The organism is Pseudomonas sp. EA_65y_Pfl2_P74 (assembly GCF_963970575.1).
Classification (GTDB): domain Bacteria; phylum Pseudomonadota; class Gammaproteobacteria; order Pseudomonadales; family Pseudomonadaceae; genus Aquipseudomonas; species Aquipseudomonas baetica_A.
On record NZ_CAXAOQ010000017.1, the window covers coordinates 71,388 to 94,974 of the forward strand.

General features: G+C 59.8%; 22 protein-coding genes, 1 pseudogene and 1 riboswitch. Of the genes and pseudogenes, 9 read left to right on the forward strand and 14 right to left on the reverse strand.

Annotated features, from left to right (window positions below; genetic code table 11):
* Positions 1-42: 42 nt before the first annotated feature.
* From AACY18_RS15505 to AACY18_RS15525, 5 genes are all read right to left on the reverse strand, one after another.
* Positions 43-2,775: a LuxR C-terminal-related transcriptional regulator gene (locus AACY18_RS15505; RefSeq protein WP_339432170.1), complete on the reverse strand. Its 2,733-nt coding sequence runs from the start codon at positions 2,773-2,775 to the stop codon at positions 43-45.
* A gap of 175 nt (positions 2,776-2,950) precedes the next feature.
* Positions 2,951-4,315 carry a DUF1329 domain-containing protein gene (locus tag AACY18_RS15510; protein ID WP_339432171.1) on the reverse strand — a complete coding sequence of 455 codons (1,365 nt, stop codon included), beginning with the start codon at positions 4,313-4,315 and terminating at the stop codon, positions 2,951-2,953.
* 27 nt (positions 4,316-4,342) lie between these two features.
* Positions 4,343-6,232, reverse strand: coding sequence for a DUF1302 domain-containing protein (locus AACY18_RS15515; RefSeq protein ID WP_339432172.1), 1,890 nt, complete (start codon positions 6,230-6,232; stop codon positions 4,343-4,345).
* Between the two features lie 337 nt (positions 6,233-6,569).
* Positions 6,570-8,252, reverse strand: a complete 1,683-nt coding sequence (locus AACY18_RS15520) for a fatty acid--CoA ligase (protein WP_339465309.1) — start codon at positions 8,250-8,252, stop codon at positions 6,570-6,572.
* Between the two features lie 144 nt (positions 8,253-8,396).
* Positions 8,397-9,026: a LysE family translocator gene (locus AACY18_RS15525; protein ID WP_339432174.1), complete on the reverse strand. Its 630-nt coding sequence runs from the start codon at positions 9,024-9,026 to the stop codon at positions 8,397-8,399.
* Between the two features lie 91 nt (positions 9,027-9,117).
* On the opposite strand from AACY18_RS15525, the gene AACY18_RS15530 reads away from it, so the two are divergent.
* The 3 genes from AACY18_RS15530 to AACY18_RS15540 all read left to right on the forward strand — a co-directional run bounded on the left by AACY18_RS15530 (position 9,118) and on the right by AACY18_RS15540 (position 11,949).
* Complete coding sequence (locus tag AACY18_RS15530; RefSeq protein ID WP_339465310.1) at positions 9,118-10,083, forward strand: 2-hydroxyacid dehydrogenase; 966 nt, start codon at positions 9,118-9,120, stop codon at positions 10,081-10,083.
* Positions 10,084-10,114: 31 nt separating this feature from the next.
* A complete protein-coding gene (locus tag AACY18_RS15535; RefSeq protein ID WP_339432176.1) occupies positions 10,115-11,113 on the forward strand; it encodes a class I SAM-dependent methyltransferase in 999 nt (332 codons plus the stop codon).
* Between the two features lie 39 nt (positions 11,114-11,152).
* A riboswitch (yybP-ykoY riboswitch) is annotated at positions 11,153-11,277 on the forward strand.
* An 87-nt stretch (positions 11,278-11,364) separates the two neighbouring features.
* Positions 11,365-11,949 carry a TMEM165/GDT1 family protein gene (locus AACY18_RS15540; RefSeq protein WP_221731535.1) on the forward strand — a complete coding sequence of 195 codons (585 nt, stop codon included), beginning with the start codon at positions 11,365-11,367 and terminating at the stop codon, positions 11,947-11,949.
* Between the two features lie 122 nt (positions 11,950-12,071).
* Here AACY18_RS15540 and AACY18_RS15545 read toward each other — a convergent pair whose 3' ends face one another.
* Positions 12,072-12,890 (reverse strand): M48 family metallopeptidase, encoded by an 819-nt coding sequence (locus tag AACY18_RS15545; RefSeq protein ID WP_339432177.1) that lies wholly within the window; start codon positions 12,888-12,890, stop codon positions 12,072-12,074.
* Positions 12,891-14,240: 1,350 nt separating this feature from the next.
* Between AACY18_RS15545 and AACY18_RS28085 the strand changes: the two are divergent.
* Positions 14,241-14,438: pseudogene (locus AACY18_RS28085) on the forward strand (HAMP domain-containing protein); the annotation flags it as partial.
* A 111-nt stretch (positions 14,439-14,549) separates the two neighbouring features.
* Complete coding sequence (locus AACY18_RS28090; protein WP_401138739.1) at positions 14,550-15,293, forward strand: methyl-accepting chemotaxis protein; 744 nt, start codon at positions 14,550-14,552, stop codon at positions 15,291-15,293.
* Positions 15,294-15,391: 98 nt separating this feature from the next.
* Here AACY18_RS28090 and AACY18_RS15555 read toward each other — a convergent pair whose 3' ends face one another.
* Genes AACY18_RS15555 through AACY18_RS15565 form a run of 3 tightly spaced genes read right to left on the reverse strand, consistent with a single transcriptional unit; the run spans position 15,392 to position 16,504 of the window.
* Entirely contained in the window at positions 15,392-16,015 is a 624-nt protein-coding gene (locus AACY18_RS15555; protein ID WP_339432179.1) for an SOS response-associated peptidase, read from the reverse strand.
* A 36-nt stretch (positions 16,016-16,051) separates the two neighbouring features.
* A complete protein-coding gene (locus AACY18_RS15560) occupies positions 16,052-16,312 on the reverse strand; it encodes a putative signal transducing protein (protein ID WP_215502366.1) in 261 nt (86 codons plus the stop codon).
* 9 nt (positions 16,313-16,321) lie between these two features.
* Positions 16,322-16,504 carry a CPXCG motif-containing cysteine-rich protein gene (locus tag AACY18_RS15565; protein ID WP_339432181.1) on the reverse strand — a complete coding sequence of 61 codons (183 nt, stop codon included), beginning with the start codon at positions 16,502-16,504 and terminating at the stop codon, positions 16,322-16,324.
* Between the two features lie 142 nt (positions 16,505-16,646).
* Between AACY18_RS15565 and AACY18_RS15570 the strand changes: the two genes are divergently transcribed.
* The gene (locus AACY18_RS15570; RefSeq protein WP_339465314.1) at positions 16,647-17,810 is read left to right on the forward strand and encodes a 1-acyl-sn-glycerol-3-phosphate acyltransferase; all 1,164 of its coding nucleotides are present in this window, start codon (positions 16,647-16,649) and stop codon (positions 17,808-17,810) included.
* A gap of 60 nt (positions 17,811-17,870) precedes the next feature.
* On the opposite strand, the gene AACY18_RS15575 is transcribed toward AACY18_RS15570, so the two are convergent.
* Positions 17,871-18,149 carry a hypothetical protein gene (locus tag AACY18_RS15575; RefSeq protein WP_221731542.1) on the reverse strand — a complete coding sequence of 93 codons (279 nt, stop codon included), beginning with the start codon at positions 18,147-18,149 and terminating at the stop codon, positions 17,871-17,873.
* A gap of 194 nt (positions 18,150-18,343) precedes the next feature.
* On the opposite strand from AACY18_RS15575, the gene AACY18_RS15580 reads away from it, so the two are divergent.
* A complete protein-coding gene (locus tag AACY18_RS15580; RefSeq protein ID WP_016770662.1) occupies positions 18,344-18,550 on the forward strand; it encodes a hypothetical protein in 207 nt (68 codons plus the stop codon).
* 105 nt (positions 18,551-18,655) lie between these two features.
* Here AACY18_RS15580 and AACY18_RS15585 read toward each other — a convergent pair whose 3' ends face one another.
* Positions 18,656-19,240 (reverse strand): YajG family lipoprotein, encoded by a 585-nt coding sequence (locus AACY18_RS15585; protein WP_221731543.1) that lies wholly within the window; start codon positions 19,238-19,240, stop codon positions 18,656-18,658.
* A 204-nt stretch (positions 19,241-19,444) separates the two neighbouring features.
* Here AACY18_RS15585 and AACY18_RS15590 point away from each other — a divergent pair, with 204 nt between their 5' ends.
* The gene (locus AACY18_RS15590; protein WP_339465315.1) at positions 19,445-19,678 is read left to right on the forward strand and encodes a hypothetical protein; all 234 of its coding nucleotides are present in this window, start codon (positions 19,445-19,447) and stop codon (positions 19,676-19,678) included.
* 705 nt (positions 19,679-20,383) lie between these two features.
* Positions 20,384-21,892: a malate dehydrogenase (quinone) gene (gene mqo / locus AACY18_RS15595; protein ID WP_339432184.1), complete on the forward strand. Its 1,509-nt coding sequence runs from the start codon at positions 20,384-20,386 to the stop codon at positions 21,890-21,892.
* A 64-nt stretch (positions 21,893-21,956) separates the two neighbouring features.
* Here mqo and AACY18_RS15600 read toward each other — a convergent pair whose 3' ends face one another.
* From AACY18_RS15600 to AACY18_RS15610, 3 genes are all read right to left on the reverse strand, one after another.
* On the reverse strand, positions 21,957-22,244 hold the full coding sequence (locus tag AACY18_RS15600) for a PA4642 family protein (RefSeq protein ID WP_339432185.1): 288 nt from the start codon (positions 22,242-22,244) through the stop codon (positions 21,957-21,959).
* Positions 22,245-22,307: 63 nt separating this feature from the next.
* Positions 22,308-22,787: a hypothetical protein gene (locus AACY18_RS15605; RefSeq protein WP_339465316.1), complete on the reverse strand. Its 480-nt coding sequence runs from the start codon at positions 22,785-22,787 to the stop codon at positions 22,308-22,310.
* A gap of 181 nt (positions 22,788-22,968) precedes the next feature.
* Positions 22,969-23,526, reverse strand: coding sequence for a hypoxanthine-guanine phosphoribosyltransferase (locus tag AACY18_RS15610; protein WP_339432187.1), 558 nt, complete (start codon positions 23,524-23,526; stop codon positions 22,969-22,971).
* Positions 23,527-23,587: the final 61 nt, after the last annotated feature.

Consider the following 23,587-nt stretch of genomic DNA (forward strand, 5'->3'; position numbering starts at 1 on the left):
TCATCAGCGGTCGAAACCGTTTGTTCCGGGATTTTACCGTCGTTAAATCATTAACCCCAACTCCTTCGCCCGCGCCACCGCCTGCGTACGCCGCTCAACGCCCAGCTTGCTGTTGATATGGCTGGCGTGGGTTTTCACTGTATGTAGCGAGATGAACAATTGCTCGCTGATTTGCTGGTTCGAACAGCCTTGGGCAATCAGGCGTAAAACGGCGAGCTCCCTGCTACTGAGTTGTTCCGCAACGCCGGACTCGGCGACTGGACGAGCCGCTACAGGCGGAAAATGCTCCAGCAATTGCTGCCCAGGCAAGGTCGCAGAGGCCTGCAAATGCCCTCGTAGCCAGTCCGCGTGTTCCTTCACCAAGCTATCGAACGGCTGCAGCACGCCCCCCGCCGCCGCTTCCAGCGCCTGATTCAATGCCTTGCGCGCTTCCGGCTCTCGCCCACCCGCCAGCAGCAACGCAACCTTTTGGGTCAACACCATCACGCTGAGCAACTGACGACCGGTTTGCTGACCATTTTCATGCAGCACGTTCAAGCGCCCTTCGGCGAGCATCGGCTGGCCTTGAATCACATCGAGCAGCGCCTGTTGCAACTCAACATGCAACGGCAACTGTGGATGAAATTCCGGCGGAGCCGCGGCGCGTTCGCCCGTGTACGTCTGGCCCAGTCGCGCCAGCCAGGCTTCAGCCAGATCAGTACGCCCCTGCGCCAGCCAGAGTTCACATTTGACCAGCGTGATCATCGCCAGATAGTAGATGGGCGGCACGTCCCAGATGTGCATCAGGCGTTCGGCTTCGGCGAGTTCGGCGAAGGCTTTGGCGAATTCGCCGCTCGCGCCGTCCAGGCGTGCGATCACGCAGTGACCGATCAACACGCTGATATCACGACAGGCGCGCGCCTCGCCAATACCAGCCAGTAACCGCGCGCGCGCGGCCTGTGGCTGCAAGCGCATCGCCAGCAGAAAACCTTCGTACAGCGTCAGCCGTGCGCGCACCGCGTACAAGCGTTGCGGTGACAGGCCACGCAGGCGTTCCAGGCCCTGATGCACTTCATCCAGTGCCCGCAGGATTTCGCCGCGCGCCTGCAACACGCGGGCGCGGTCGTAATGCGCCAAGGCTTCGAAGAGGGGATTGCCGACGCGTTGCGCCAGCTCAAGGGATTCGCGGTTCAGGCCACGGGCACGCCACAGGTCGCCGTCAGCGATTGCCAGATTGGACAAGGTCGACAAACACATCAGCCGTTGGCCATAACGCTTGGCCGGCAGGCTCTCCAGCGCTTCGGTGCAATACCTGAGGGTTAACTCTCGATGGCCGCGGCCACGGGCAATGATTCCGCTCAGCGCCAGCCATTGCGCCAGCATCGACTTTTGCGCCGTGGCGGACGGGGCCGGCAGGAAACGACTCAAGTGGCTGGACAACTCTTCGGCCGCGTCGAGCTGACAGGCCAGCCCAAGCGCCCAGCTATAAAGGACGATCAAGCGCGGCGTGCTGATCAGCAGGCTATCAGGCAAGTCCATTTTCCAGCGCAGCAGCATGCCGACGTTTTGCTCGGCCAGCAGTTGTTCTTCTGAAAGGTTCTGTACCAGATTCGCCGCCACATCGAGGTGACCGGCGCGCAAGGCCTGTTCCACCGCTTCGTCGAGCAGGCCCTGGGCATTGAACCAGCGACAGGCACGCAGGTGCAGCGTGGCGGTCGGCACCATCGCCTGGGCAATCGGCCGGCTGCGCAACAAATCGGAAAACAGATGATGATAGCGATACCAGTGCCCGTGTTCGTCCAGCGGTACCAGAAACACCTGATGCGCCAGCAGGAAACGCAGGATCTCGGCACTGTCATGGGCTTCACGCACCGCATCGCAGAGTTCGCTGCAAAAGCGTTCCTGCGGGGCAGTGTCGTAGAGAAACGCCTGCACTTCGGTGGGCAGACAATCGATGACTTCTTCAAGCAGATAGTCGCGGATCAGCCCTTCCCCGCCGTTCAGTGCCTGAGGCAAAGCGGCATCGCCACCGGCTTCGGACACCGCCAGTAGCCAGAAACGCAATCCCGCCACCCAGCCTTCACTGCGCAGGATCAGATTCTCCAAGGCTTCGCCGCGCAGTGAAGTGCTGTGGCGATCAAGTAACGTCAGGGCTTCGTCGTGGGTCAGGCGCAGATCCTGCTCATGCAGTTCAAGCAATTGCCGGGACAGGCGCAAGCGCGCCAGATGCCAGTCCGGGCGCTGCCGACTGGTGACCATCACCAGCAAGCCGTCGGGCAAGTGATTGAGGAAAAACTGCAGGCAACGGTCCAGGACCGGACCTTGGGCGAGATGGTAATCGTCGAGCACCAACAGCAATGGGCTCAGCGGATCGAGGTGCAATGCCAGCTCATCGAGCAGACCGTCGAGCCACTCTTCGAAGGCGAAGGGCTGATGGCGTTGACGCATTTTCAGCAGGCCGAGTGCGCGACTGCCCAATTGCGGAAAATAATCCTGCAAGCCTTCGAGCAGGCGCTCGAGAAACCGCCCAGGGTCACTGTCGCGAGGGCTCAAACCCAGCCACAGGCTTTGCCAGTGCGCAGGCAGGCTCTGGCAGAACTCCACCGCCAACGAGCTTTTGCCGAACCCGGCGGGAGCGCTGACCAGCAACAGCCGTCCACCGAGCCCCGCTTGCAGGCGCTCGCAAAGGCGTGGTCGCAACACATAGCCATCAGGCAGCGGCGGGCGAAAAAAACGCCCGGCCAGTGCCGCGACAGCAACGCTTGCGGGACCCGGAAGTGGGGACAGATCAGTCATGGCCGGCTCTTGTTCGAATTGCAGTTGGCGGCGTTGCAGATGTCCGCAGACTAGCCTTAAACGAACCGGTTATGAAGGTTGCTGCTACAAATGGCTACAAAAAAGCTACAGACAAAAAAACGCCCCGAACCGGTCGGGGCGTTTTCACGAGGATGCGGCCTCGCTTTACAACGGTTTAGCGAACACCCTCCTGGCGCAAAGCGGCAGGGGTGAAGTCGCTGGTGGTGGCGGTGAAGCCGAAGTCATAGGCCTGCTTCTCTTCGTTCTTCATGCCCAGCGCCAGATAGCGGCCGGATTGCAGGTCGTAGAGCGTTTCCAGCGCGTACCACGGCACTTGCTTGTCGTAGTAGTTCTCGGCATGCGCCTCGGCTACGCGCCACAGTTGTCCACGACCGTCGTAGTGGTCGATGACGGCTGCTTGCCAGGTGTCTTCATCGATGTAGAAGTCACGCTTGGCGTAGATGTGGCGCTGACCTTCCTTGAGGGTCGCCACTACGTGCCAGACGCGACGCAACTCGTAACGCGCCAGATCCTGGTTGATGTGGCCAGCCTTGATGATGTCGGTGTATTTCAGTTTCGGATCGTCGAGCTTGTAGCTGTCGGAGGCGATGTACATCTCTTTCTTGCCTTCGAGTTTCCAGTCGTAGCGATCCGGCGCACCGTTGTACATATCGAGGTTGTCGGAGGTACGCAGACCATCCGCCGCAGTACCCGGACCGTCATAGGACACTTGTGGCGCGCGACGCACACGACGCTGACCGGCGTTGTAGACCCACGCCGAACGTGGCTCTTTCACTTGGTCGAGGGTTTCGTGCACCAGCAGCACACCACCGGCCAGACGCGCCGGCGCGGTCACTTTCTGCTTGAAGTAGAAGAGGATGTTGCCCGGGTTCTTCGGATCGTAGTCCTTCATCTTGTCGCGAAACACGAACTGGTCCTGGAAGTACACCAGGCTGAACGAGCCGTTCGGTTGCGGCGTCGCCTGGGTCACCAGACGGGTCACGCTGCCGCCGCGATAGCGGGTGATGTGGTTCCAGATGACTTCCACACCGCTTTTCGGGATCGGGAACGGTACGGCCGTTTCGAAGTTCTCCAGCCCGTTGCCGCCGGACACCAGATTGGTATTGGTGGCGTTTTTCTTGATCGCGGCAAACACGTCATCCGGCACGGTAGCACCGCGATGGGACGGGTAAACCGGCATCTTGAAGCTATCCGGGTAGCGCTTGAACATCGCGTACTGGCCCGGGGCGAGCTTGTCCTTGTATTGATCCACGTTCTGCGCAGTGATGGTGAACAGCGGTTTCTCACTTGCATACGGGTCAGACAGGAACCCCTTGCTGTCGACGGTGCCCGCATTCTTGGGCATCGGTTTCCAGGCAGGAATCGAACCGTCGGCATTACCGGCCATTTCGGCGCCCATCGGGGTCAGGCTCTTGCCCAGTTTGTCGGCTTCGGCAGCAGGCACCGCGGCCATGACACCGGTCGCCAGCAGCGACAGGCCCAGAACGCTGGCATGGAACAGACTCTTTGTTATTTTCATAAATTCGTTCGTCCTGAAATGCAGTGCTTAGAAGTTCACGCCGAAGCTGAGCGCTACGAAATCGCGGTCATCCACCGTGGTGTACTTGCCGTCGAAGAAGTTGGTGTACGCCAGGCTCGCGGTGTAGGTGTTCTGGTACTCGGCATCGACGCCCAGGCTGACGGCTTTGCGACCTTCCTCGAAGTTACCGCCAGGGCCTGGCGAGTAGCCGCTGACGTCATGAGACCAAGCCACGTTCGGCTTGAGGTTCACGCCAGCGAATACATCGTTGTATTCCCAGATGGCGCGACCGCGGTAGCCCCAGGACGCGGCAGTGGTGAAACCTTCGTTGGTGCAATTACGGCTGCGGTTGTTCTGCGGCGAACCTGGCCCCGCACCGTTGATGGTGCCGTTGTTGAGAATGTTGGCGCAGGTGTCGACGCCACCGGTGGCTGGCAGTTCGCCCGGGCCGTAGACCGGGTCACGGCCATAACGCTTGTCGGACTTGCTTTCCAGACCGCCCACGTAAGTCATGCCCACCTCACCCACCAGGGTCAGACGGCTGGCGCCCATCACCTGATCGAAGAAGTGCGTGAACGTGGTTTGCAGTTGGGTGATTTCCTTGCGCTCGTAACCATGCAGATCCTGGCCCGGTACACCGTTTAGCAGCGACGCATTGCTGTACGGGCCGCCCAGCGGACGGACACCGGCGAACAGGATATCGGTGGAGTTCAGTTGTACCGGCGCGTTCGGCCGGTAGCTGATTTCACCGCTCCACGCCGTACCGGTAGGCAGGGTGGTGGAGAAACTCAAGCCGTAGAGACGGATGTCTTCAGGGTATTCGACAAAGTACTTCGAGTTACCCGCGACCAGCAGCGGCCCCAGTGCACGAAATGCCGCGGGTAGTGCCGCCACGCCGTTATAGACCGATTGTGGCGCGCCCGTGGCGCTGAAGATCGGTGCACGGCTGTGGTAGTTCATGAAATAGGCACCGAATTCGGTGTCCAGCGGCTCGTACATGTAGCGGAACGACGCGCCCCACTGACCGCTGTCACGGGCATCGCGGTCGGCGCCACGGCGCACCAGAACCCCCTCTTCGTTGACATTGACCCCGTTGGCCGCCAAAGGCCCCAAGGCAATGCCCGGTATCTGCGAGCGCTTGTTCAAAACCCGCAGGTTGTCGGTGCAACCGTCGGCAATGATGTCCGGCTGAGCGAAGAAGGTGCCGCAGTTGTCGACGACGGTCTGGTCCCATTCCAACTGATAGAAGGCTTCGGCCGACAGGTTTTCGGTCAGGCTCTGGGACACGTAGAACATGTTGACCGGGATCAGGCCTTCCTTGATCTCGGCGCCCGGACGACGGAATGCAGACACGTCGATCGGGTTGATCGAGTTGATACCGCCGCCGATGAAGGTACTTTCACCCCAGCTTACGACCTGCTTGCCCAGACGCACGGAGCCTGGCTCATCGGCGATGGAGTAGTTGTGGTAGACGAAGGCATCGAGAATCTGCCCGCCCGAGGATTTGGCGCCCTCCTTGCGGTTGTTGTCGCTGATGTCCTTGAACTGGCGGCTTTCATCCTTGAGTTCGAAGTCGTACCAGTATTTGCCACGAACGAACACACCGGTGTCGCCGTATTTCAGTTCGAGGTCATGGATACCCTTGAAGATCTTCGAGAACGTCTCACCGCTCTTGAAGTTGGCGTGACCGTCGTCAGATGTCTGGGACAGGCCGTGACCGCCGTTGTTGACGCCGATGAGGTTCTTGTTCGGCTGCTGAGTAGACCAACTGGCACCGATCGACAGGGACGAATCGAACTGGCCTTCGATTTCACCGACGTTGAAACTGACGCCGAATGCGGGCCCGGCGAGCGAAGAGGCAAGACTGACCGCCAGAGGCAGTTTCGCCCGGCGCCAGAACTGGTTTACTGAGGTCATCGACGCTACTCCATGTGCATTATTGTTATGGCAGTGAGTACTTTTAAAAACGCCTGAAGGACCGGCTGCCAAAGGCTGACCGAAATCACTCCAAAGATGCATCGCCCCGTTTTGTGCGTGTGCCCCGTTCTTAAAAATCCTTGAGTGGACTATAGCCAGCAGGTTGTAGAGCTTGATCCCTCTAAAGTGTGATTTGCAGCTGCCGGCCACTCTGGAACAGTCCTTTTGCCAGTCCGACACATGTCGGCACGGCAAGGATGGCTGATTTTTTCGATTTCACAAGCCAAGCGCTTGCTTGGGGGGCCTGGCGCGCCGTTTTCGGCGCGCCGGCGGACACTCAAAGTGTCGAAAGGAAGGTACTGTTGTTGGCCTGCCATTGGGTGATGTCGAGGCGGATGCGCTTCTTGTCGAGCTTGCCAACGCTGGTCTTGGGAATTTCGGTAACAAGGGCAATCTGGCTCGGAATCGCCCACTTGCTCAGGTGCCCCAATTCCACAAACGGCTTGAGGTGTTCCTTGAGCTCACGCGCCCCGATCTCGTGCCCTTCACGGATCACCAGCAGGGCAAACGGACGCTCCCCCCACTGCGGATCAGCGATGCCCACCACTGCTACTTCGCGTACCGCGACATGGCGGCTGATCAGGTCTTCGAGGTCCAGCGAGGAAATCCATTCGCCACCGGTCTTGATCACGTCCTTGATGCGGTCACGGATGTCGATCACGCCCATGCTGTCGAGCGTCGCCACGTCACCGGTGTGCAGCCAGCCGCCGGCCCAGAGCTCAGCGCCCTTCTGCGGCTCGTTGAAATAGCCTTCGGTCAGCCATGGCGCGCGCAATACCAGTTCGCCTTGAGTCTCACCGTCGGCCGGGAGGAAATTGCCCTCGGCGTCGATGATCGCGGCTTCCACCAGCGGTCCAGGGACACCGGCCTTGATCCGATACGTGGTGCGCTCATCCTCGGTGCCGGCCATCAGCTCATCATTGAGATGTGCGCAGGAAACCAGCGGCCCGGTTTCCGACATGCCGTACGCCGCCGTGAGCTGAATGCCGCGCTCCTTGGCGTTTTCATACAAGGTGCGATTGAGTGCGCTGCCGCCAATGACGATTTTCCAGCCACCGAAATCGGTGCCTTGCGCGCCCTTGGCATTGAGCAACATTTGCAGGATCGTCGGCACGCAGTGGGAGAACGTGACCTTCTCCTTGCGCCACAACTCCACCAGAAACTCCGGATCGTAACGCCCCGGGTAAACCTGTTTGAGCCCGAGCATGGTCGCCACATACGGCAGGCCCCAGGCGTGTACGTGGAACATCGGGGTGATCGGCATGTACACGTCGCTGGTGCCGAGCAGGCGCACGCTGTCGATGCAGCCCATGATCGTCGACACGCCCATGGTGTGCAGCACCAGTTGCCGATGGGTGAAATACACGCCTTTCGGGTTGCCGGTGGTGCCGGTCGTGTAGAACGTGGTGGCAACCGAATTTTCGTCGAAATCCTGGAAGTCGTACTGCGGGCTCGCGGCGGCCAGCAGTTGTTCGTACTCGCCAACCAGATTCGGCAACTCGGCGGTTTTTTCCGGCAGGTCGGTGAGCAGCAGGGTTTTCTCGACGGTGGTCAGTTGCGGCGCGATGGCCTGATAGAGACCTGCAAACTCGCTGTTGACCAGCACAAAGCGGTCCTCGGCGTGGTTCATGGTGTAGAGGATCTGTTCAGGCGACAGACGCACGTTGATCGTGTGGATCACCGCGCCGATCATCGGCACGGCAAACATGCATTCCAGATAACGATGGCTGTCCCAGTCCATCACCGCCACGGTGTCACCGGCCTTGACGCCCGCCGCCGTCAGCACATTGGCCAGCCGCGCCACACGCTCGATCAGGGTCGGATAGCTGTAGCGCAACTGGTCTCGGTAGACGATCTCGCGGGTTTTCTCGTAACGGGCGCCGGACATCAGCAGCCGCTTGATCAGCAATGGATACTGGTAGGCCCCATCGGCCGGGGGAATGACGCGAGTCTGCAACATAAGAATCCCTTTTCTGACTGCACGGTGTTGGCGTAGAGATTTGTACTCTAAAACCCTTATACGCCAGCCAAATCAGCCAAAGGAATGATTTGCACAGCCGTACAAATGCTAGCTTTGCGCCAGCATTTGCCGGTTATCCATCGCCTAGTGCATCTCGGTGAACGCCAGCTTCACGCCGATAGCGATCAGCACCGCGCCCATGGTGCGGTCGAACCAGTGGCCCATGCGGGCGAAACCGGCGCGCACGCGCTGTTGGCTGAACAGCATCGCGACAAGGCAGAACCAGGTGGCGGTCGCGACGGCCAGGTAAACCCCGTAACCGGCCTGCACCGACAGCGGCGTATGCGGGTTGATCACCACAGTGAACAGTGACAGGAAAAACAGCGTGGCTTTCGGGTTCAGGCCGTTAGTCACAAAGCCTGAAGTGAACGCGCCGCGTGCGGTGCGCTCACCGGCTTCTTTGTGCAGATCATCGCTGACGGTTTTCGCCGGTTGCGCGCGCAGGGCCTTGAAGCCGATGTACAGCAAATAAGCCGCCGCCGCCCATTTCAACGCGTTGAACAACACGATCGACTGCGACACGATCAGGCCGATGCCGAGCAACGAATAGCCAACGTGCAGAAAAATCGCCGTGCCCACACCCAGCGCCGTCCATGTGCCGGCGCGGCGACCGTGGGTCACGCTCTCGCGCACCACCACGGCAAAGTCCGGGCCGGGGCTGGCGACGGCCAGCAAGTGGATCAGTGCAACGGTCAAGAACTCGGTCCAGTACATGGGGGCTCCTTTAGGCCAGGCGTAACGTTTTGTTTCATCTGATAGGCTCGGCAGATTACGCCTTCCGTTCACTGCACAAAAGGTACAGTTGATGACTAACTCGCGCCGCGCCGTATTCCTCGATCACCCTTCGCTGGATCTCGGCGATCTTGACCTCAGCCCTTTGCGCGCCTGCTTCACTGACTTGCAACTGTTCACCCAGACCCTGCCTGAACACGTCGCCGAACGCCTGCAAGGTGCCACCGTGGCCATAACCAACAAGATCCTGATCGACGACGCAGCGATGGCCGCCAGCCCGGAACTGAAACTGATCCTGATCACCGCCACCGGCACCAATAATGTTGATCTGGCCGCCGCCCGTGCTCACGGCATCACCGTGTGCAACTGCCAGGGTTACGGCACGCCATCGGTGGCGCAGCACACGATCATGCTGCTGCTCAATCTCGCCACGCGCTTGGCCGATTACCAGCAAGCGGTGGGCGAAGGTCGCTGGCAGCAAGCAAAACAGTTCTGTCTGCTGGACTACCCGATTGTCGAACTGGAAGGCAAAACCCTCGGCCTGCTTGGGCATGGCGAACTCGGCGGTGCCGTTGCCCGGTTGGCTGAAGCCTTCGGCATGCGCGTGCTGCTGGGGCAAATCCCCGGCCGGCCGGCCCGGCCGGATCGTCTGCCACTGGATCAATTGCTGCCGCAGATCGACGCCCTGACCCTGCACTGCCCGCTCAACGAACACACTCGCCACTTCATCGGTGCTCGCGAACTGGCGTCGATGAAGCCCGGCGCGTTCGTGGTCAATACCGCCCGTGGCGGACTGATCGACGAACAGGCCTTGGCCGACGCCTTGCGCAATGGCCATCTCGGCGGCGCCGCTACCGATGTGCTCAGCGTCGAGCCGCCCACCCAGGGCAATCCACTGCTGGCCGCCGACATCCCGCGCCTGATCGTCACGCCGCACAACGCTTGGGGCAGTCGCGAGGCCCGGCAACGTATCGTGGGTCAATTGACTGAAAACGCTCAGGCGTTTTTCAGCGCTAAGGCGCTGCGGGTCGTCAGTTGATAAACTGCGGCACTTTTTTTGAGGAGCAGTTATGGATCCGCGCAGTGAAGTACTGCTTCGTCAGGCCGAGTTATTCCAGGGTTCGCTATTGCTGGCCGGATTGCCTGCCGACGATTTGCTCGCACGTCTGCCCAACGCCTTTGGCTGGTGCTGGCACGCCGGCGATCAAGCCGCGCTCGACGCTCGCTTCGAAGGCCGCAGCCACTTTGGCGTGAATATCCCGGAGCGCGAATTCGACAGCGCCGTGGTGTTTCTGCCCAAATCCAAAGACCTGACCGATTACATCCTCAACGCTGTGGCCGCACGTCTGCCGGGGCGTGAGGTGTTTCTGGTCGGGGAAAAACGCAGCGGCATCGAAGGTGCGTCCAAGCAACTCAACCCGTTCGGCAAGCCGCGCAAACTCGACAGCGCCCGGCATTGCCAACTGTGGCAAGTGACCGTGGCCAATGCGCCAGAAGCAAAATCGCTGGAAAGCCTGGCGCAGACTTACGAATTGCCGCTGGCTGAAGGCCCGTTGAAAGTCATCAGCCTGCCCGGCGTGTTCAGCCACGGCCGACTGGATCGCGGCAGTGCCCTGCTGCTGGAACATCTGGACAAACTGCCGAGCGGTCATCTGCTCGACTTCGGTTGTGGCGCGGGCGTGTTGGGGGCAGCGGTCAAACGTCGTTACCCGCACAACCAGGTCACGTTGCTGGACGTCGATGCGTTTGCTGCGGCCAGCAGTCGTCTGACCTTGGCAGCCAACGGCCTGGAAGGCGAGGTGCTGACCGGTGACGGAATCGATGCGGCACCAATGGGTTTGAGCGCGATTCTGAGCAACCCGCCGTTCCATGTCGGCGTGCACACCGATTATTTCGCCACCGAGAACTTGCTGCGAAAAGCGGTCAAACATCTGAAAAACGGTGGCGAACTGCGCTTGGTGGCGAACAGTTTCCTGAAGTATCAGCCACTGATCGAAGAGCATCTGGGCGTGTGTGCGATCAAGGCCGAGGGCAACGGATTCCGGATTTACCGGGCCAAGCGCGGCTGAAAATTAGCACTTGCCGAATGGATTCTGCCTAGGCAGAATCCGCTCCGTCCTAGGGGAGTAGTCTCCCACGAGCGCCAAGCTCGTCCGGCATACGTCAACATACTTGATCCTCAGATCATGGCGTATGCGACCCAAGCGTCCGCACCAGACGGATAGCAGGGTTTGACAAGACCTATGACACGAACACCTTACCCGGGGCGGGAAGGCTGTACGTGTCATAGCCGTGTCGACCCGCCCCTTAGGAAATCCTGATGCTGGACTCGTTACTCGTTCCCACCGCAATCGTTGCCTTGGCCGAAATCGGCGACAAGACGCAACTGCTCGCGCTGATTCTCGCCGCTCGCTTCCGCAAACCCTGGCCGATCATTGCCGGTATCGTCGCCGCAACGCTGGCCAACCACGCAGCAGCCGGTGCGGTCGGTGCCTGGTTCGGCAGCTTCTTCTCCGATTCGGTACTGCACTGGATTCTCGCCGCCAGCTTTACGGCCACGGCGTTGTGGACGCTGGTCCCGGACAAAATGGACGACGATGAAGCGAGCACGGCACGCAAATTCGGGCCGTTCCTCACGACGCTGATTGCGTTCTTCCTCGCGGAAATCGGAGACAAGACCCAGATCGCCACCGTCATGCTGGCTGCGCAATATCCGGAATTGTGGCTGGTGATTATCGGCACCACCCTGGGCATGTTGATTGCCAACGTGCCGGTGGTATTGGCCGGTAATTTTGCGGCGGAAAAACTGCCACTGACATTGATCCGTCGATTGGCGGCTTCGGCATTCCTGATTTTGGCAGTCGTTGCGGTGTACAAGGCGATGCAAAGCAGTGGCTGGGTTTGACGGCGTAAGTCGATAGACCCTGTCAGCGTTCTTCGCGAGCAAACCAGCCCCCACTATGGAGTGCATTCCAAAGTGAGAGCGGGCTTGCTCGCGAAGGGGCAATCAGCCTCGCTGCAAAACCATCAGGACTTCGGCGCTTTCTCGTACAGCGGCATGACCTTCGGAATCGCCGCCTGCAACGAGGCAATACGGCTGCTCGACGCCGGGTGAGTGCTCATGAACTCCGGTGGAGAACCTTCCGAAGCCTTGCTCATCTTGTTCCACAAGGTGATCGCCGCGTTCGGGTTGTAACCGGCGCGAGCGGCCAGTTCCAGACCAATCAGGTCGGCTTCGTTTTCGTTGGCTCGGCTGTTGGGCAAGGTCATGCCGTAGTTGGCCACGGTGTCGGCCAGCGCCAGGCTGTCCTGCCCCAGACCAAACAGTGCGCCCGCGCCCTGTTTGGCCATTTCAACGCCATAGGCCTTGGACATCGCTTCACGACCGTGCTCGCGCAGGGCGTGGGCAATTTCATGGCCCATGACCGCCGCGATCTCATCGTCGGTGAGTTTCAGGCTGTCGATCAGCCCGGTGTAGAAGATGATCTTGCCGCCGGGGCCGCAGTTGGCGTTGAGCTCATCGCTCTTGATCAGATTGACTTCCCATTGCCACTGCGCGGCATCCGGGCGGAAGTTCGGCGCCTGAGCGATCAAGCGGTTGGCAATCGCCTGAACGCGCTTGGCCTCAGGACTGGTTTTGTCCAGCACGCCTTTGCTCGACGCCTCGCCGACGGTTTTCTGATACGACTGGGCATACATCTGGTCGACCTCTTGCGAGGACAGCATGCTGAACATGTACTGCTTGCGCTCCACCCCTACGGCTCCGCCGCTGGTGGTGTTGACCGACTGACAACCGGCCAGCAACAGCGCTGCGCTCAGTGCACTTACAACCAATGTCTTGTTCATTCAAAAGCTCCCTGAAAACGTGCGCGTATCGTAGGCGGGTAATGGTATTGGCGCCAGAGACAACAGACGTATTGCAGCGGCTTTCAGATATTTCCCGCCCGCACTGTCGTAAAAAATTCACAGCGACCGCAAGCCCCCGACAACTGCGTCGCGCACGCATCCATTTGCGACATCCCCACCCAATTGCGCCTTGCACCATTCATGGCTCATTGCCCGCTGCCGATACATCACCGCAGACATCCTCTTGCGTGCGGAGCTCCCATGAAGTTCAAGTCGATCCAGTTTTCCGTCGCCGCCCTGGCCGGCGCTATCGTACTCAGCGTGGTTGCCGCGCTGGTGCTGTACGCGCTGTTCTCTGGCGCCCGCACTCAGGAAATGGTGCAGCAACGCACTCAGGCCCAGTTTGAACAAGTCATCGAACAGCGACTGACCTCACTGGCACAAACCCAGGTCAGCCAGATTCAGCGCGAACTCGAAGCGCCGTTGCTGATTGCCGGCGGGCTGGTGCGGGTCAACGCCTTGCTCGGCACGCCCGGCGCCGATGGCCAGCCACGCCTGAGCGTCAGCCGTGAACAGTTGATCAGCCTGATCAAAGAGAACGTCGAAAAGAACCCGAAGATTCTCGGCACCTACATCGCGTGGGAAAAAAACGCACTGGACCACAATGACGCAGCCTACGTCGGTACCCGCGTCGTCGGTATCGACGCGGCCAACGGGCGCTTCCTGCCATGGTGGTTCCGCAACGACGACGGCACCCTGGGCCTGGACAAACTGGTGGACGTCGACGACCAGAAAGTCCTCTCCACCGGCGTGCGCGCCAGCGAGTACTACCTGTGTTCGAAAGAGCGCAAAAAATCCTGCGTGATCGATCCTGCGCCCTACAAGGTCGGCGACAAGATCGTCATGCTCGCCTCCTTTATCGAACCGATCATGCTCAACGGCGCATTCCAGGGCATCGTCGGCGCCGACCTGTCGGTGAACTTCATCCAGGAAATGCTCCTGGGCGCCAATCAGAAACTCTACAGCGGCGCCGGAGAAATGGCCCTGATCGGCAGCAATGGCCGGATCGTCGCCTACACCAAGGATCCGAGCAAATTCGGCGAAAAGGTCAGCGACATTCTCGACGCCGAACAGATTGCCAGCATGGCCAACCTCAAGCGCGGCGAAGTCACCTACTCCGTCAATAAGGACAAGGGGCGCATCGAATTGTACTTGCCGTTCGGCATTGGCCAGACTGACGCACGCTGGACGTTGATGCTGCAACTGCCGATCAACGCGGTGATGGCTGATCTGCAAAAACTGCAGGGCGACCTCGATGCCCAGCGCAAGTCCGACACCTTCGGCATGGCCATGGTCGGTCTGATCATCGCTGGCGTCGGCCTGCTGGTGATCTGGCTGGTGGGCCACGGCATTGCCCGGCCACTCAAGCAGATGGTCGCGATGCTGGATGACATTGCCCAGGGTGAAGGTGATCTGACCCGTCGCTTGAGCAGTGATCGCAGCGACGAATTGGGTTCGATTGCCAAGGGTTTCAACACCTTCCTGAGCAAGTTGCAGGCGATGATTACCCAAGTGGTGACGTCGGTGCAGAGCGTCAGCGACTCGTCGGAACACACCGCCGACATCGCGATTCGCACCAACATCGGCATCCAGAAACAAATGGCCGAGATCGATCAGGTCGCCACCGCCGTGCAGGAAATGACCGCCACCGCGCAAGATGTGGCGCGCAACGCGACCCAAGCGGCGCAAGCAGCGAGCCATGCCGATCAAGCCGCCAGCCAGGGCATGCAGATTGTCCGCGATACCTCCCATTCGATTGGCGTGCTGGCGGTGGAAATCGGCAAGGCTGTGGGTGTGGTGCAAACCCTGGCCAAGGACAGCGAGAACATCAACGCGATCCTCACCGCGATTCGCGGGATCGCCGAACAGACCAACCTGTTGGCGCTGAACGCGGCGATCGAAGCGGCGCGTGCCGGCGAACAAGGTCGCGGCTTTGCGGTGGTGGCGGACGAGGTGCGCAATCTGGCGCAGAAAACCCAGAAAGCCACCGAAGAAATCCAGACCATGATCCAGCAACTGCAACAGGGCACCCGCGATGTGGTGCGGGTCATGGAAGACAGCCAGAACCGCACCGACGAAAGCGTGCAGCACGCCTCGAAAGCGGCCGAGGCGCTGGAGACGATTACCCAGGCGGTGTCGGTGATCAACGACATGAATACGCAGATTGCCAGTGCGGCCGAGGAGCAGAGCGCGGTGGCCGATGACATCAACCGCAACGTGATCAATATTGGCCAGGTGGCCAATGAAGTGGCGGGCGGCGCGGATGAGTCGAGTTCGGCCAGTGCCGACCTGACCAAACTGGCGGAGCAGCAGCGGCGGTTGATCAATCAGTTCAAGGTCTGATCCAAAGGCGCCTTGTCGAGCAAGCCCGCTACCACCCTTGAGTGAATTCCAATGGTGGGCGCGGGCTTGCGCGCCAAGGCGTCAATGCAGTCAACGCACTACCCCGGGGTCAGACACTCCGGCCCATTGAGCTTCGGATCATTGATCAGATTCGCCAGCACCCGCTCGCGCAGCGCGGCAGGCTCACTGGCCAGCAAACCCTGCAACACATGCAACGGTGTTTCGGGATTGAGCCAAGCGGCCTGCCCCGCCTCATCGAGAATCAACGGCCGGCGCTGACTGGCCGCCGGCTGAGTGATGACGGCGGTACTCAGCCACACCTGTTCCTGCACCGGATATGCCTCCCAGATCGCCGCAAAAAACAGCGAAGAACCCTCCCCCGGCGTCAGCCAGTACGGGCGTTTGCGTTGGGTACCCCGCCACTCGTAAAAGCCGTTGGCCGGCAGCAGGCAGCGACGCAGACGCAGTGCCTCGCGAAACATCGGCTGTTCGGCCACTGTTTCTGCCCGGGCATGCGCCGGTGTTTTCGACAAATCGGTCAACCACGGCGGCGTCAGCCCCCATCGGGCCCGGGCCAGCGTGCGCTGGCCGTCGGCCTCGGCGCGCAGCATCAACACCGAATCATTGGGGGAAATGTTCCACTGCGCCTGTTGATCGGCGGGAAAACCAGGCAGCGCCGCGAAGTCGCGGTTCCAGCGAAACAGGGCATAACGTCCACACATGGGGCAACACGACTCAGAAGTAAAACGAACGTCAGCCTAACAGACCAGCGTCCCGGGGAAGCTCTCCGGTTCATCGCCGGGCAGCGGCAGCGCGGCATTGTACGCGGTGATCAGTTCGCGGGCGTACTCGGCCTGATCGTTATCCACCGAAAGCCCCAGCAGTCCAAAAATCGGCAATTCACCCGTGCCGCCGAGCAGATCCCGGCCCACCAGGTGCGCTTCAATACCTTCGCTGGCGAGCATGCCTTTGAGCATTTCGCCTTCCATCAGGCTCTCCGGTTCGTAGATTCGCTGCATGGGCGCCCCTCACTCGTTTTCGCTGAAGACTTCCAGGTGCCATTCTTCTTCGTGAACCTGCAATACGAATGTGATCGGCCGACAACACACCTGACAGTCCTCGATGTAGGTCTGGTCGCCGCCAGACAGATCCAGCGTCGTCTCGACATCTTCACCACAATACGGACATTCATACTCAGCGGTTTCCAGCATCGCGGTCTCCCAAGTGACTTGTGCGTATAATCGCCGGTCTATTTGCAGGGCTATTTTTGTCTGGCTACCTTTTCAGACCGTGCCCCGCGGGTTTTCGATCAAAACCTTTACTTACCCTAGCCGTTTCCAACAAGAGAGCATGATGGGCGAATTCGATGCCATCCGACCTTACGACGACAGCGAAGTACCTGCGGTACTGGCAAGACTGCTCGGCGACAAGGCGTTTCTAGATATCCTCACCCACTTCCGCTTCCCGCGTTTTGCCGGTCCTTTCGGCTGGATGCTCAAACCCCTTATAGCCCATCGGCTGCGTCGTGAGTTCGCCGGCGTCAACTCGGTAGCTACCTTACAAGATAAAGTCGAGTTCTACGTCGACCACACCATCGAGCGCGCCACCGATGGCGTGACCTACACCGGTGTCGAGCAATTCAAGTCAGGCAGTGCCTATCTGTTCATCGCCAACCACCGCGACATCGTGATGGACCCGGCCTTCGTCAACTATGCCGTGTACCACGCCGGCCTGCCGACCCCGCGTATCGCCATCGGCGACAACCTTTTGCAAAAGCCGTTCGTCAGCGATCTGATGCGCCTGAACAAGAGTTTTATCGTTCACCGTTCGATCACCGGGCGCCGCGAGAAAATGGCCGCGTACCAGTTGCTGTCGGCCTACATCAACCACTCGATCCGCAACGACTGCGCCTCGATCTGGATCGCGCAGGCCGAAGGCCGGGCGAAGGATGGCGACGACCGCACCGAGTCGGCGATCCTCAAAATGTTCCACATGAGCCGCAAGGACGAACCGTTCGGCGAAGTGATTCAGTCACTGAACGTCACCCCGGTGTCGATCAGCTACGAATACGACCCCTGCGACCAGGCCAAGGCCCGCGAGCTGTACATCCGCGCCACCACCGGCACCTACGCCAAAGTGCCGGGCGAAGATGACGTGAGCATCGCCAAGGGCATCACCGGCTACAAGGGCCGGGTGCATGTGAACTTTGCCGCGCCGATCACCGAGTGCTTCGAAGACACCAAGCAATTGGCGATCGAGATGGACAAGCAGATTCTGGGCGGCTACCGCCTGTTCCCGGTGCATTACCTGGCCTATGCGCAGTGGGCGGACGCTGATCCACAATTGAACGTGCCGAAGGCTGCGGAGGTATTCCCGGCCGATGAATTGGCCAAGGCGCAAGAAGAGTGGCAGAGCCGACTGGATGCTTGCCCTGAAGAGCATCGCCCGTATCTGGTGCTGCAATATGCAACGCCGGTGCGCAATCAGTACCGGGTCAAGGCTGGGTTAGCGCTGTAAGCGGCGTCGGCCAGATACAGAAACGGCGCCCTCGTGCGCCGTTTTTTATGCCTGAAATCATCAGTAGCGCGTGCTGATCCACGAAATGAGCAGTGCCAGGCCCAGGCAGGCAAAGCCAAAGCGATAGAAAAACCGATTCATGCGCAGCGTTGCCCAATCCAGAATCGGTTCGGCATTGGGCTGAGCCTGACGCTGGGCCGCGATACTGGCCATGGCGCGCTGTTCACGGCGGCGGGTCGCGTGCAGCAACCAACTGCCCGGAAACGCGAGCAACAGTGCCAGCAGATTGATCAATTTGGCGGGATGGGCGGTAAACAGCGTCATCAAGTGCAGCGACATCACAGACCCTCAAACTTAATCGGTGTGGCAGGCGCCAGGCGCGACGACCGCGGCGCGGATTTTACCGAAACATACCTTCGACGCCTCCCCTTTACGACAAATAACGCATCAATCGACCGATGGCTGTCCTGTGTCACGGCTTCGTCATGTGGATGCACCACCATGCGCGCCTCGAAACCGACACGGAACACGTCATGCTTCACGCTGAAAACCAGGATCGCCTGTACCTCATCACCCCCTACGACGATCAGCAAAGTCTCGTCGGCAGCCTTGCCTTCAATGTTCAGGATCGCCACTGGCTGGTGTATTGCGCCCTCGGCGGGCATCAGCATGCGGATTTGCCGGAGACGGATCTGCTGACAGGCGTGAGCGTTCTCGATTTCTATTCTCAAGCCGCCTGACCCGCCGCCGCTCCCACAGGGGATTTGTGCAAGGTTCAAAGACAGCGCCCACAAAAAAGCCCGGAGCCATCACTGGCACCGGGCTTTTTTATCTGCGCCGAAAGCTTACTCGGCGAGGACCTGACCCACGGTCGGGTCCTTGAACAGACGCGTCAACGCATCGCTCAACACGTCGCTGACCAGTTTGGTGTTGGTTTCCTGGTTGGGCGCCATGCCGAAGCGCTGATCCAGCGAAGCACCGTAACGGCCGCTGTAGCGACGGTTGGCGTTCTGCACGTCGGAGCGGAAGGTCGCGCCGATAGTCGCCTCGGTCACGTACATGCCTTCTTTCGGCGACTGGTATTTCAGCTCCGCCAGGGTCACGGTCAACTGCGGTGCGTTCGGTGCGTTGTTGGTCGGGGTGAACCCGAGCAGACGCACGGCGGCTTCAGCCTGAGCCTGCAACTTGGGCAGGATCTGCTCGCGCTGCACGCTGATGACGCTGGTTTCCGGGTACAGACCGCCACGGGTGCCCAGGGTTGGCGACGGACGACCGTCGACCACACGCACCACCACAGGCTGGCCACGGCCGACCGCCGCCAGTTGCGTGGTCAGCTTCGGTTCCGGACTCAGTTGTTGCGGGCTGTGGGCGCAGCCGGCCAGAGTCAAACCGGCCACAGTGATCAAACCGAACAACAGGCGTTGCAACATGCTCTTTTCTCCAGAATCAGGCACAAACAGGCCCGCAGTATAGCGGTGGGCCACTGCGCGGAACCAGCACCGCACAATGAATACTGAAATGTCTGACAAACCCTGATGAAAGCGGTTCCTGTCACAGATTGTTCACCGCCCATACACCTTGACGTCACGGCCTGCGGGCAAGCTCGAACCAGTCCTCCAACAAGGTACTCGGCCATGCGCTATTTGATCTCGTTGTTCGCCCCACGCCCGCTGCACCGCTGCTTTGCCCTGCTCGACCGCAACGGCCACTGCCAGGCGTTCAAGCAGTGCAGCCTGCAGCCAATGGGCGACGGATGGGTGGAAATCGAAGAAATCCGCCTCAATTGGTTGCGTAAACCGCTGCCTGCCAGCGCCCGGATCGCCCCGCGTCAACCGCGCGCAAACGCTCAGGTCCAGTTGAGCATCTGACCGGATGCCTAATAAAAGTCATTAAACACAACCAACTCCGCGCATTTCTTCGATACAATCTCCCCCCGATTATAAGGACGTCTCCTGATCGGGCCCCGCAACAGCGTCAATGCGCATGCATCGACATCCAAATCGCCCACAGAGAGCCGCCCACACAGATCGAGTGAAGTTGGCGTGCTTGCCTGTTCCTGCGGCAAAAACCCGCTTTTCGCGAATCTGCAGAGCTGTCATTACGCTCGGCCACCGAGATGTTTTGCCCCTTCGGGCAGGTTGCCAGGCTTGGACAGCCCTTTTTTGAGGTTCACGTCTTCAAAAGAGCGTGAAAAAAACGGGTTTTCACAACTTCACAAGAGTGTGGCGAGCAAATGAATAGTTTTGCGTCTGAACATGCACCATTAGCGTCTGAAACAGCCCAACGACACAGGACCGGGTATACCTCGAATACCAGAGCCTGAAGCCTGTCCGCTACGGATTTGGTTGCACAAAACGGATGTCTCGACCATAAGTCGAATTGCCAGCCGCGCGCTGAAATGAGTTCATGGAGCTCGTAAAGCCAGGCCGCATGCGTCCGTCGAAGTTGCGAAAAATTGCGAAGATTCGGACATGGCGAACCTGACCATGGGCATCCTGGGTTTACTGACCTGCCCTTGAATGCCTGGCAGCCATGCCGACAATTTGGTGCTGCAGATTTTGGAGACGCGTTAAATGGCGCATAACGAAGCAGTCGACGTAGTTCTGGTTGGGGCCGGCATCATGAGTGCCACCCTTGCCGTACTGCTCAAAGAGCTCGATCCGGCGATCAAGCTGGAAGTTGTCGAGCTGATGGATTCCGGTGCTGCCGAGAGTTCCAACCCATGGAACAACGCCGGTACCGGCCACGCTGGCCTGTGTGAGCTGAACTACACGCCGCAGGCGGCTGATGGCACCGTCGACATCAAGAAAGCCGTGCACATCAACACCCAGTTCGAGGTGTCGAAGCAGTTCTGGTCGTACCTGACCAAGAAAGGCACGTTCGGCTCGTGCAAATCCTTCATCAGCCCGGTCCCGCATCTGAGCTTCGTGCAGGGCGACAAAGGCGTTTCCTTCCTCAAGGAACGCTTTGATGTGCTGCACAAGCACCACGCGTTTTCCGACATGGAATACACCGAAGACAAGGCCACAATGGCCGAGTGGATGCCGTTGATGATGCCGGGGCGCGCGCCGGACGAAGTGCTCGCCGCGACCCGGGTGATGAACGGTACCGACGTCAATTTCGGCGCTCTGACCAATCAGTTGCTCAAGCACCTGACCAGCGCCCCCGACGCTCAAGTCAAATACTGCAAACGCGTCACCGGCCTCAAGCGTAACGGCGCCGGCTGGACCGTCAGCATCAAGGACGTCAACAGCGGCAGCAGCCGTGAAGTCGACGCCAAATTCGTTTTCCTCGGCGCGGGTGGCGCGGCACTGCCGTTGCTGCAGGCTTCGGGTATCGAAGAAAGCAAAGGTTTCGGCGGTTTCCCGATCAGCGGCCAGTGGCTGCGTTGCGATAATCCGCAAGTGGTCAAACACCACCAGGCCAAGGTCTACAGCCAGGCAGCGGTGGGTTCGCCACCGATGTCGGTGCCGCACCTGGACACCCGCGTGGTCGATGGCAAGAAATCCCTGCTGTTCGGGCCATACGCCGGTTTCACCACCAAGTTCCTCAAGCACGGCTCCTTCATGGACCTGCCGATGTCGGTTCGCGCCGGCAACATCGGGCCGATGCTGGCGGTGGCGAAGAACAACATGGACCTGACCAAATACCTGGTCAGCGAAGTGATGCAGTCGATGGAGCAGCGCCTGGAATCCCTGCGCCGCTTCTACCCTGAGGCGAAAGCCGAAGACTGGCGCCTGGAAGTGGCCGGTCAGCGGGTACAGATCATCAAGAAAGACCCGAAAAAGGGCGGCATCCTGCAATTCGGTACCGAGCTGGTTTCGGCCAAGGACGGCTCCCTCGCCGCCCTGCTCGGTGCTTCGCCGGGTGCATCAGTGACCGTTTCGATCATGCTCGAGCTGATCGAGAAGTGCTTCCCGGGCAAGGCCAAGGGTGAGTGGGCGGCCAAACTGGCCGAAATCTTCCCGGCCCGTGAAAAAGTCCTGGAAACCGATGCGGCGCTGTATCGCAAGATCAACACGCAGAACAACATCGCCCTGGAACTGGTTGAAGAAAGCAGCGAGACCCCAAGCTACGCTTGATCTTGCCGCATAAAAAACGCCCCGCACTCAGTGAGTGCGGGGCGTTTTTTTGTGCCTCAGGTTTTTAGCCCCGGGCTTTTTCGATCAATTCGATGTAGTCAGCAGCGTTGCGCTGATCCTTGATGTGGTCAACGAATGTCTGGCCCTGCTCATCCTTGCCATCCACGTCGTAACCCGCCGCGACAAAGAACGTCAGAAAGCGCTCGAAGTCATCGATGCGCAGGCCTCGGTACGCCTTGATCAATTTGTGCAGCGACGGCGAAGTGGCATCGATCGGTTCAAAATCGAGGAACAGCTTGATCTGCTCATCGCCAATCTCGTCACCAATCACTTGTTTCTTATCTTTACGCATTGCCGACTCCAGCTCGCAGACATGACACGGGGTCGGCAGTTTACCCCTGCCCCGCCGCCGGGCTCAACGCGATCGAACGGCCCCGGTGTGCAAATCGGCCCAGACATGGCCGTTGGCGTAGCTGAGGAACTGCACATACACGGTATCGTTGCGCAGCAAGTCGATCACCACGCGGTATTGCGACAACGGGTAAAACAGGGTGAGCGTCTTGCCCTTATCGTCGTAAACCGGTTTTTTCAGGCTTTTGCTTTCGCCATCAAAACTCACCAGCACCTGAGCGATCGTCGCGCCCTTGTTCAGGGGTTTGCCCTTGAGGCGAATCATCAGGGACGAGGTGACCGGAATCGGCTGCTGATTGGATGGGCGTTGCGCCCCCACGACCACCGAATAGTCGGTCACTTGCAGCAGTTGCTGCTGTTCGGGCGCGGCAGCGCGCAGGGTCAGGTCGTCCGGCGGCAGGAATTGACTGTGCATCGGCGCGGCGGCCAGAGGCAGGCTTAGGGTCAGCAACAGGGCGGCAAAGCTGCGGATCAAGAGGCTCATGACAGGCTCCGGGGGCGGGGCCGAGCACTCTAGCATGGGGTGTATGAAAATCGATCAGCGCACACCAAACAACTGTGGGAGCGGGCTTGCTCGCGAAAGCGGTGTGTCCCTTGTCAATGATATTGACTGACACGACGCCTTCGCGAGCAAGCCCGTTCCCGCCGTTAGATCAAGGCGTGGGTTACATGCCTTTGACGGCAAAGATCCCGTTGGCGTTGCGCCAGTAGCCTTTGTAGTCCATGCCGTAACCGAAGATGTAACGGTCGATGCACGGCAGGCCGACGAAATCGGCTTTCAGGTCAGGACGCGCTTTGCGGTCGTGATCCTTGTCGATCAGCACGGCGGTGTGCACTTTGCGCGCCCCAGCGTGTTTGCAGAAGTCGATGATCGCGCCCAGGGTGTGACCCTCGTCGAGGATGTCGTCGATGATCAGCACGTCGCGGTCGATGAACGAGACTTCCGGCTTGGCTTTCCAGAACAGGTCGCCGCCGCTGGTTTCGTTGCGATAGCGGGTGGCGTGCAGGTAGGACGCTTCCAGCGGGAAACTCAGATGAGTCAGCAGTTTGCCGGAGAAGATCAGGCCACCGTTCATCACGCAGAACACCACTGGATTGCTATCAGCCAGTTGTTCGTTGATTTGTGCACCGACGCGGGCGATGGCCGCCTCGACTTCAGACTCGGTGTACAGGCAGTCAGCCTCTCGCATGATTTGACGGATATGCTCGAGATCAGCGGACATGGTGCTCTCCAAGGGGTGGCGGAATCAGGAAAAGCGGGCAAAGGTACGCATCAAGCGAGGC